This window comes from Novosphingobium sp. FG90, from assembly GCF_057808725.1.
In genome coordinates this window covers 1-8954 of the sequence record NZ_JBMDIO010000068.1, presented here as the reverse complement: position 1 = coordinate 8954, position 8954 = coordinate 1, and the positions used below count along the sequence as shown (strand labels likewise).

Annotated in this window: 5 protein-coding genes and 5 pseudogenes; 9 read left to right on the top strand and 1 reads right to left on the bottom strand. The window is 54.1% G+C overall.

Annotation, left to right across the window (positions count from 1 at the left end; all coding sequences use genetic code 11):
* Positions 1-52: 52 nt before the first annotated feature.
* A pseudogene (locus ACODRZ_RS26055) lies at positions 53-406 on the bottom strand (IS110 family transposase); the annotation flags it as partial.
* Positions 407-650: 244 nt separating this feature from the next.
* Between ACODRZ_RS26055 and ACODRZ_RS26050 the strand changes: the two are divergent.
* From ACODRZ_RS26050 to ACODRZ_RS26010, 9 genes and pseudogenes are all read left to right on the top strand, one after another.
* A pseudogene (locus ACODRZ_RS26050) lies at positions 651-851 on the top strand (integrase core domain-containing protein); the annotation flags it as partial.
* A gap of 160 nt (positions 852-1011) precedes the next feature.
* Positions 1012-2430, top strand: a complete 1419-nt coding sequence (locus ACODRZ_RS26045) for a BNR repeat-containing protein (RefSeq protein ID WP_488973119.1) — start codon at positions 1012-1014, stop codon at positions 2428-2430.
* Positions 2423-3817 (top strand): hypothetical protein, encoded by a 1395-nt coding sequence (locus tag ACODRZ_RS26040; RefSeq protein ID WP_488973118.1) that lies wholly within the window; start codon positions 2423-2425, stop codon positions 3815-3817. Before ACODRZ_RS26045 ends, ACODRZ_RS26040 begins: the two co-directional genes overlap by 8 nt.
* Positions 3777-3977, top strand: a pseudogene (locus ACODRZ_RS26035) (integrase core domain-containing protein); the annotation flags it as partial. The gene ACODRZ_RS26040 and the pseudogene ACODRZ_RS26035, both read left to right, overlap by 41 nt.
* A 253-nt stretch (positions 3978-4230) precedes the next feature.
* Positions 4231-5190, top strand: a complete 960-nt coding sequence (locus ACODRZ_RS26030; RefSeq protein WP_488973117.1) for a glycosyltransferase — start codon at positions 4231-4233, stop codon at positions 5188-5190.
* 125 nt (positions 5191-5315) lie between these two features.
* The gene (locus tag ACODRZ_RS26025; protein ID WP_488973116.1) at positions 5316-6518 is read left to right on the top strand and encodes a lipopolysaccharide biosynthesis protein; all 1203 of its coding nucleotides are present in this window, start codon (positions 5316-5318) and stop codon (positions 6516-6518) included.
* 13 nt (positions 6519-6531) lie between these two features.
* On the top strand, positions 6532-7644 hold the full coding sequence (locus ACODRZ_RS26020) for a hypothetical protein (protein ID WP_488986295.1): 1113 nt from the start codon (positions 6532-6534) through the stop codon (positions 7642-7644).
* 106 nt (positions 7645-7750) lie between these two features.
* Positions 7751-8163, top strand: a pseudogene (locus tag ACODRZ_RS26015) (transposase); the annotation flags it as partial.
* Between the two features lie 140 nt (positions 8164-8303).
* Positions 8304-8902 (top strand): annotated as a pseudogene (locus tag ACODRZ_RS26010) (transposase); the annotation flags it as partial.
* Between the last annotated feature and the right edge of the window lie 52 nt (positions 8903-8954).

Here is an 8954-nt window from a genome sequence, read left to right as displayed (position 1 = left end):
CACCATGAATCAGAACTTACGCGACTTGGGAATCCTCTTTGTCAACATGACCTAGAGTCGCCTCATCAGGAACCCACACCTCTGGCAGGAAGCCAGTTGCGTACAGCTTGGCCAGGACCGCGGCATCGATCGCATCGGTCTTGATCTTGGCATGCGCGATCAGTCTCACCTGCTTCGGGTTTGCGATGACAACCCGATCGACGTGAGGAGAAAGCACCTCAACAACGGCGGCGGCGTTGCCGGTCGCCTCGACGATGACGTGGTCGTCGTGCGTGAGCTCCGTCCTGGCGAACTCCTCCAGGCTCTCACGCAACATCGGGATGCGGCCGAACTTCTCCAACTTGCCATCGAGCAGCGCCACGGCCTCGGCCGCAACCCGATGGATGTCCATGCCGATAATCCGCATAGTCTCCTCCCCTAGTCCAACAAGGTTAAGGGAGCTGGCGGGCGACACGACAATTACGGATCCGCGCTCGCAGCGCATCCGGGCTAGTCGCAGGGGCGGCCAGATAATGACCTCGAGCTCGCAGCTCATGTCAGTAGGACGGCCTGCCCGCACTCTCCGTGCTCCCGGTGCCCATGGCCCGGATCAGTAGAACCTAGCAGGTCAGACCGACCTCAGGAACGAGTCACCGCTATGCATCATGCCGGATAATGCCTTCGTGGAAAGCTTCAATGGACGGCTGCGCGATGAATGCCTCAACACGCACTGGTTCTTGTCTTTGGACGACGCCAGGAGCAAGATCGAGGCGTGGCGGACGGACTTCAACGAGACCCGACCTCACACATCCCTGGGGTTCATGACGCCGGCCGAATTTGCTTCATCGGCCGGGGTTAACCCCGGCCGATGAAGTGCCGGATCTCTCGTTCTGGCCGGTGGCGAAACTGGGACAGGGTCACCCTAAGTCCGCATGTTGATGATTTGACTGAACGGACCTATGAAGGCGGTCATGAACCCCTCCAACAACGAAAATCCATGTTTTCCCGATCCAGAGTGCGCAGCTTTCGCTCATGGACGGGATCAAACGGCCAAAGAGCGATCCCAGCTATTTGACCCGTTTCGGATGGCGGACTGATTTGCGCCTGTCCTCTAGCTTTACTTTGTTAGGCCTGCTCATGGGCGCTGCAGCCCTTGCAGCGCCGCGCGCCGAAACTTGTGCTCCCACAGAAACTTGCATCACCACAGGTGTTGCAACGAAGGGGGACGCTGGCGGCTTCATTATCGGGCAAGCTTGGGGAGGGTTTCCCGTTCAATTCGCTGTTGTAAAGCGAGGGCAATATCAGTTTGCCGCATATTACAACGCAGCGCGAAGACTTGTCGTCACTAGGCGGGATGTGCGAACCAACGATATAGTTTCTGCGACACTCCCAACGACGCTTCGCTGGGACAGCCACAATGGTATCGCGATGGACATAGATTCCGCCGGCCGAGTGCACGTTCTCGCAAATATGCACGATTCGCCGCTGACGTACTTTCGGACCACCAAACCAGGCGATCTCACAACGATGAAACGGATACCCTCACTTACAGGGGTGGCCGAGAACTCCATTACTTACCCGACATTTCTAGAAGGTACGGGTAAAAACCTCATCCTTAGTTACCGAAATGGTAAAAGCGGATCTGGTGACCTAAGGCTCAAGAGCTATAATCCAACGTCAGAAAGTTGGGCTGATCTGACACCTCGGGGTCTAATAAGTGGAGAAGGGGAGCGTAGTGCTTATCCCACCGACGTGACTAAAGGGCCGGATGGGCGATATCACATTGCGTGGGTCTGGCGGGGATCGCCGGATGCCGCCACCAATTTCAATCCAAGTTACGCATATTCTGACGATCTAATCACGTGGAAATCGGCAGGTGGGAAACGCTTGAAACTCCCCATAACGTTGAAGACTGCGGATATCATCGATCGCGTCCCCCCAGGCGGTGGAATTCTAAATGGTCTTCTCGCGGTCGGCTTTGATGCTGACAAACATGCGGTGGTTAGCTACCATCGATACGACGCGAACAATCGTTCTCAAATTTTCAATGCTCGTTTCGAAGGCGGTAAGTGGAGAACCCGTGCCATAAGCAACTGGGACTTCAAGTGGAGCTTCGGTGGCAATGGCTCTTTTGCTTTCGCAATCGGGGTGGAGCCGGTCGTTTTCGATGGTAGAAGGTTGACACAGAAGTATCGGCGCCCAGGCGAGGTCGGACAATGGATAGTTAGCAATCCGAGCCTTCAGCAGGTTGGTCAGCTGCCGGCGATTAATTACTCTTCCGATATTACCAAAGTGCGATCAAAGTTTTCACAAATGCAAACTAAGATCATAAAGGAACGAGGAGATTCGGGTACGTCAATGTTGCGCTGGGAATCTAGGACCTGGAACAGAGACAGGCCAAACGCAGCCCCGTATCCAACTTCGCCACTTGAGATTTATGACAATGACTAACTCGCGGGGGGCGGTAGCTCTGACTGCAAACCCACCGGCATCCGGAAGCACACCACTTCGGCTTGTGACGCGTCCGCTACCGCCAGCATTGTTCACAATTGTTTTATATCTGGTGGTATTCAAGGACGCCTTACGTGTCCTTGAATACATGGTGAGTTTCCCAGTGCCATTCTCTGCCATCTCGGCGGCATTCACTCTTCTTCTGATTGCGCAAAATATTTTGTGCATCATCGCTCAGAAGCGCCAAAATAATCTGGCGGTTGGATGGGCTGCCCTGACCCTTTTCATCTTTCTAAACGTAACTGCACACCTGCTTCCAAGCGAATTAATTACAGCGCGTGACTATTTCGGCATCACACTCGTCCAGCTCCTATTCCCCTTCGCTGCCGCAACCTCCGCGATGGCCTACGATCTGAATAAATATTTTAGTCGAAGCATAAATATTTTGATCATCATTTTTTCTGTTCTAGGGATTTCAATCTGTCAGATTTTATATATCGCATTTGATAAAATCGCAGCCGCGCAGATACTTATGCTACTATACAAAGAAGGACTGATAGTTTTCCCTCTTCAAACGGCCGGCGGAGAATATTCAGTGCGCGCGCCTGGGATATTTTACTCTGCCTTTACGCTCGCCATATTCTGCAATTGGGTTGTTGCGGCAGCACTGTTCCGCCCCCGCAGGAGTTACTTATGGATTGCGTTCGCATTGACCGCGATGACTGTTCTAATGTTTACCTTCAATCGCAACGGCATAATCATGTGTGCTGTCGTTATCGGCATGCGGATCTTATTTGGTAGCGACGTCCGAGGCGCATATTGGAAGATAGGTCTGGTCACGCTTGCGGCTGTCGCATTTGCTGTCGCGGTGCCAACAGTATCTATCTTCTCCAATATCTCGACCAACGACGAGACAGCTTACGGCAAAACATCTACGCTAGCGACTAGGGCAAACACTTGGGCGGATTTGCTATCGAATCGTTGGGATGAACTCGTGCTTGGCTCCGGGCGCGTGCAGGGCGTGGAAATTGTGGGTGAAGAACCCGTACTCGTTGATAATTTCTTGCTGAACACAGCTTTCCAAGCTGGGCTTCCGGCTCTCTCAGCTGTGATCATCTTACTCTTTTTGACTTTTTTTGGCTTAATGAACGCGAGGCGGTATACTCCATGGTCGGGACAGGCTACCGCTCTTTTTGTTTCAGCCATCTTCGGATTTGCACTCAACATCGTCTTCTTCGAGCCAATCTACCAGTTTTTCTACCTCGCCTCGATCATAAGCTTAATCGGCACGGCCCGTATGCGAGCGGAGCAGTTAGACACCTTGAAGAACCGTCTGATTTTAGCACGATGTCGTGGTCGAGGGCCTGTGGCGGTCGGTGAAATATGAGGAAGTCTATCTCAAGGCCTATGCCACGGTCAGCGAAGCGCGGGCGGGAATTGGCCGATATTTGCGCTTTTACAATGAGAAGCGACCACATTCCAGCCTGGCCGCCAGAACGCCCGACCAAACCTATTTTGACAATCTGCCCACAACAATGGCAGCATGACTTTGGCCGCCGGCGGTGAGCCTCATTCCAGTCGGGCTACGCCCTTCTTCCATGACGCCCCCGCCGGCATATGAAAACGACAACCCGCAGACGATCCACTTATCCGTAGCCAAATGCTGTTCAGCCTAACTGGGCCACCTCTGAATAAAGCTATATCGAAGCATGCTTGCCGCGCTCAAAGCGAATGACCATTATCACTGTTGATATATCGAGATAGCCATTGACGTCTAATCTAGAACCTAGCGCTCTACCAATGTGCGCAGCCGTCATAGTCACTTATGGTCGGCGATTGGAGCTGGTCAGGCAGGTCGTTTGTCGGTTGCTCCAGCTTCCTGTGGTCGGGCATATCGTCATCGTCGATAACGCCAGCGAGCGACCACTAGACATCTCAGGCCCTTATATCACGATCTTGCGGCAATCTGAAAATGTCGGGTCGGCTGGGGGGTACCATGTGGGTATCGCACATGCATCGCGCCTTGCCGGTATCGATTATATAATCCTCCTTGATGACGACTTGATGCCTTTGCCCGGCTCATTGGAGAGGGCGGTAGCCATGCTTTCCGGGGGAGCGTCGGCACGCGTGCTCGTTATTCCTCGCGACGACCGCCCCACTCAGCGGGAAAACTTACGCCATGGTGTCGCGCCAGCAATCCTGACTGATTCCTTCCACGATTTCCATGTTGCTAAGCGGTTGCTTGGGCAGGGGCATCGCGGACGGGCGGGTGACGGCATGATTTTCGTCGATTATGCGCCTTACGGCGGCATGGTTATCCCTTGCTCAATAGCTCGATGTGCGGAGTTGCCGGATGCATCGTTATTCGTGTACTGCGACGATTACGATTACGTCATGAAACTTAAGAATGCTGGAGTTCAGGTGTTCTTATGTGATATACCGCCCTTGCAATCGATCGACCCTTCTTGGAATCAGCGCCGAACTATCGCACCGGCCGCTTTCGACCCTTTGGCGCCAGCGTTTCGTGTCTATTATGCCACACGTAACCGGGTCGCATTCGAACGGAGGTACGTCATCAGACGTCCTTGGTTGTATGTCCTAAACGCGCTCGCCTTCGTGGCGCTGGGGCTTATCGTTTCCACCGCCGAAAACCGCCGGCCAGTGTCCGCCCGCCGAGCTCGATTGCTGCTCTCCGCTATCTACCATGGATGGAAGGGTGACATGCAATGCGGTCCTACCACGATAAAACGCTATTCATAATGGTGCACGTTCGGCACTCTTTCGCCCGTTTGGGCCGAGTGGGGGCGTCCGTCACACTGAAGTTGGCGGGCGCAGGAATAGCATTCGCTTGGCAGTGGCTGACATTGCGCATCTTGGGGACATCTTTGGGCGGCGTCGTCGCCATTGCTCAGTCGCAAATGCGGGTGATCGGCACATTAAGTTCTGCAGGCCGCGACCGGTCGCTATCGCTTGTCCTGCCGCAGATAACTGACAGCCATCTTGCCCGTCGGTGGATTTCGCGATCGCAATGGGCAATCGCTATCACCTCACTTACACTTAGCATCACGGCAGCGGTTGTGTTGATGCGCCACGGTACGCCTATGACGCCAGCGCTGTATCTGCCGCTGATTGCGGTTGGCACTCTGACTTTCGCGCTGCTTGTCGGCGCGGCCGGCGCAGCTCGGGGGTTGCATCATGCGATTGCCGGCGACATGGGTTTCACAATCCTACCGTTGGCTATAGCGTCTATTACATTTTTGGCATTTGGCCTGTTGTGGCAGTGGTCAGTGTTTTCAGCCTTGATCGCGTTAATAGTGGGCCAACTTGTAGCGCTGCTTTACCTTTACTTCACTACGTCGCGCTCATTGCGAAAGCGACCACTGACATCGAACGATCACTCTGATTATCAGGCTTCAGCGAAGACGGGCATCGACCAACTAGCAATGGCGGTAGCAACGACCTTTTCGTCAATGTATCCTGACGTTCTCCTGATCACTGTAGGATATCTTTCATCATCAATGTCAGCCGCAGCGTTTGGCGTTGCGGTGCGCTATATACGTCTAGCCCGGTTCGTACCCATTTCTTTTCTTCATGTCCGCGAGCCATCGCTGGCTCGCCTTTGGCATACGGGTGATCTTGAGCGGCTCCGTCAGGAAGTGCATCAAATTGCAGTCGCATCGTTAGCCGTATCACTCATGGTCGTGTTACCGCTCCTAGCGTTCCCACGATTTTTTTTGGCCGTGTTCGGATCGACGCTCCAGGAATATGCTGATGTAATGTATTGGGTGGCGCTAGCAGAAGTCGCGAACTCTTTTTTCCTTATGCCATCTTCAGTTCTACTTGTTGCTCGACGAGCTCGGGTACTAGCGATGCTCAATGTGATATTCTATAGTGCCGGCCTGCTCGCTTCGTGGATAGCGGTTGGCGCTGTTGGGGTAATAGGTGCCGCAATTGCCCTTCTGACAACTAATGTCGTTCTTGGAACGGCGACATCGATTGCTGCTGCCAGAACTACAGGCATTAGGGCCGATGCCATATGCGCGATCGGTTGGCGTGTCCATGGTGGCTGGCGCCGCGAAACTAGCTGAAAGCAGGAGAGTCATGTTCGATTTTGCAATCATACCTTATCGTACGCTAAGCTTCGCGGGCCGTTTTGGGTTTACCGTACGAGACTTGATGATGCTTCGTGCCCTAGAAGAGACAAAGAGCATATCATCAATCGCATGGTTTGAGCGCCCTTCGCTGGCGCTCGAGGGCTTAATTAATCGAAGAAAAAAACCAGCCTTAGCGTCGAAAACAACAAGTTTTGATCGGACGGTGATTAATCCAGTCCCCGCCATGCTTCGCCGTCGCCTTTGGTCTGCAGAGGTGCTTCATCTACATGATCGAAAACTGAGAGAATGGGGCGAGCAAGTCACAGGGCGCAAGGTGTTGCTTGATTTTCATCCGTTTTATATTCCAGATGAAGCACTTTTAGATCATCTTAACGTTGTCTACTGGTATGATTTGATAGACAATTTTGTTAAGCACAATGTTTATACCCCCCGGCAGCGAGAAGCTGTGAAGCGCAAGTACGATTTTGTTCGGCGCCGCGGTGGATTTGTAACCGGTGTCAGCGATGAAGCAGTATCTGGTTTTTCTAGTGGGGTAACTTTGCCAAACCACTTAGTTCGCTCGCAATGGACGCCGCCAAAATCGGCTACCGCCATGCCGACCTACGATTTTGGCTTCACCGGTTTTATAACCGATAAGTTCGACATTCCTTTCGTGCGACGGTTGGCAGGTTTGGGCTATCGCATTCTCATACGTGGCAAAGCCTACCACAAACAGGTGGCTGCGGAACTGGCAGCAATCGATGGCGTTGAAGTGGCTGGTGAATTCCATTCTGCGGATCAGCTCGCAATTATTCGCCAGTTCGCTATTGGCTTGATCCCCTACATACCCGAACGGTGCCATGAAGAGTCTCCGATCAAATTAATACAGTATCTTGCGTCCGGTCGCCCTGCGTTGCTCTCAAAGAATTTTGGAGATATCGAAAGCGAGTTCTCTTCTTGGGTTGAAGTATATGCAGGCCTATCGGATGAGGAGTTGCGGGCAAAAATTAACTACTTAAAAAGTAAAGTTGAAGAATATGACTTAGCCATTGCGGTAAGCGAAAGCAAAAACTTATTTTGGGATTCACAAATAGATAAAATATTAAAAAGAATTTCGTAAAATTTGTGCGATTAGAGCGGTTTTCGACCGTTCTGGATCGGCATGGGATTCCCTTCGGGCGCGATTTCTGATTCAGAATCCATGCTGGTGAAGGAGGCCGGCATGGATGGCTCTTTCGATGGATTTGCGCACTCGGCTTTTGGCAGCGGTGGATAGTGGATCGAGTTGCCGTGCTGCGACGGACCGGTTCGGTGTGGCACCATCAACGGCGGTCCGCTGGCGAGCACAGCAGCGCGAGACGGGTGACATTGCCCCAAAGCCCCGCGGCGGGGATATGCGCTCGCGGCGGATAGAAGAGCGGGCAGCGGACATTCTGGCCATTTGGGGGGGGGCGCAGGGACATCACCCTCGAAGAACTGCGTCTGGCGCTTGCGGACAAGGGCATGGATGTTTCCGTTGCCGGGCTACATCGCTTTTTTGTTCGCCGTGGACTGACGCGCAAAAAAGACAGGCCATGCGATAGAGCAAGATCGACCCGACGTCCTGAAGCAGCGTCAGGACTGGTTTGAGGGTCAACTGTGTTTCGGCGTGCAAGTGGTGCCCACCTGACTCGGTGATCGGCGCCTAGAGCGGTTTCCACACGAACTGAATCGTTGGGGATTCCCTTTCGCTTGCCGATGTGATTCACGCTTTTTGCTGGTTGGAGGAGGCCAGCATGGATGGCGCGAACGCTTTCACAGGATCTTCGGGACAGGGTCCTCGCGGCGATTGATGGTGGGTTGAGTTGCCGCGCGGCAGCGGATCGCTTTGGTGTCAGCGCGTCGAGCGCGATCCGTTGGCGGCAACTTGCCCTGCAGCATGGCCATGCCGTCGCCAAGCCGCGCGGCGGAGACCGGCATTCCGGCAGGATCGAGGCCCATGGCGGCTTTATCCGGGATTTGGTTGCCGAGCAGGGCGACATGACCTTGGTTGAGATCCAGGCGCGGCTGTTCGAGCGGGGCGTGCCGGTTGGGATTGGCACGCTGCATCGCTTCTTCGTGCGCCACGCAATCACGCGGAAAAAAAGACTGGGCACGCGATCGAGCAAGACCGCCCCGACGTCCTGAAGCAACGCCGGCATTGGTTTGACGGCCAACTCGATCTCGCCCCGGAACGCTTGATGTTCATCGACGAAACGTGGACCGCGACCAACATGACCCGCAGCCACGGCCGCTGCCCCAAAGGTGAGCGACTGCGGATGGGCTTCCCGCACGGCCACCGCAAGACCACCACCTTGGTTGCCGGGCTGCGCATGACCGGCATGGTCGCGCCCATGGTAAGCGTACGGCCTCCCGCGTGTTGCGGCATTCAGGCTCGGCGCTGATGGACCT

Bases quoted from the DNA above. Each gene is read 5' to 3' on its own strand.
- ACODRZ_RS26030 (WP_488973117.1), top strand. From the start codon at position 4,231: ATGTGCGCAGCCGTCATAGTCACTTATGGTCGGCGATTGGAGCTGGTC.
- ACODRZ_RS26045 (WP_488973119.1), top strand. From the start codon at position 1,012: ATGGACGGGATCAAACGGCCAAAGAGCGATCCCAGCTATTTGACCCGT.
- ACODRZ_RS26040 (WP_488973118.1), top strand. From the start codon at position 2,423: ATGACTAACTCGCGGGGGGCGGTAGCTCTGACTGCAAACCCACCGGCA.
- ACODRZ_RS26020 (WP_488986295.1), top strand. From the start codon at position 6,532: ATGTTCGATTTTGCAATCATACCTTATCGTACGCTAAGCTTCGCGGGC.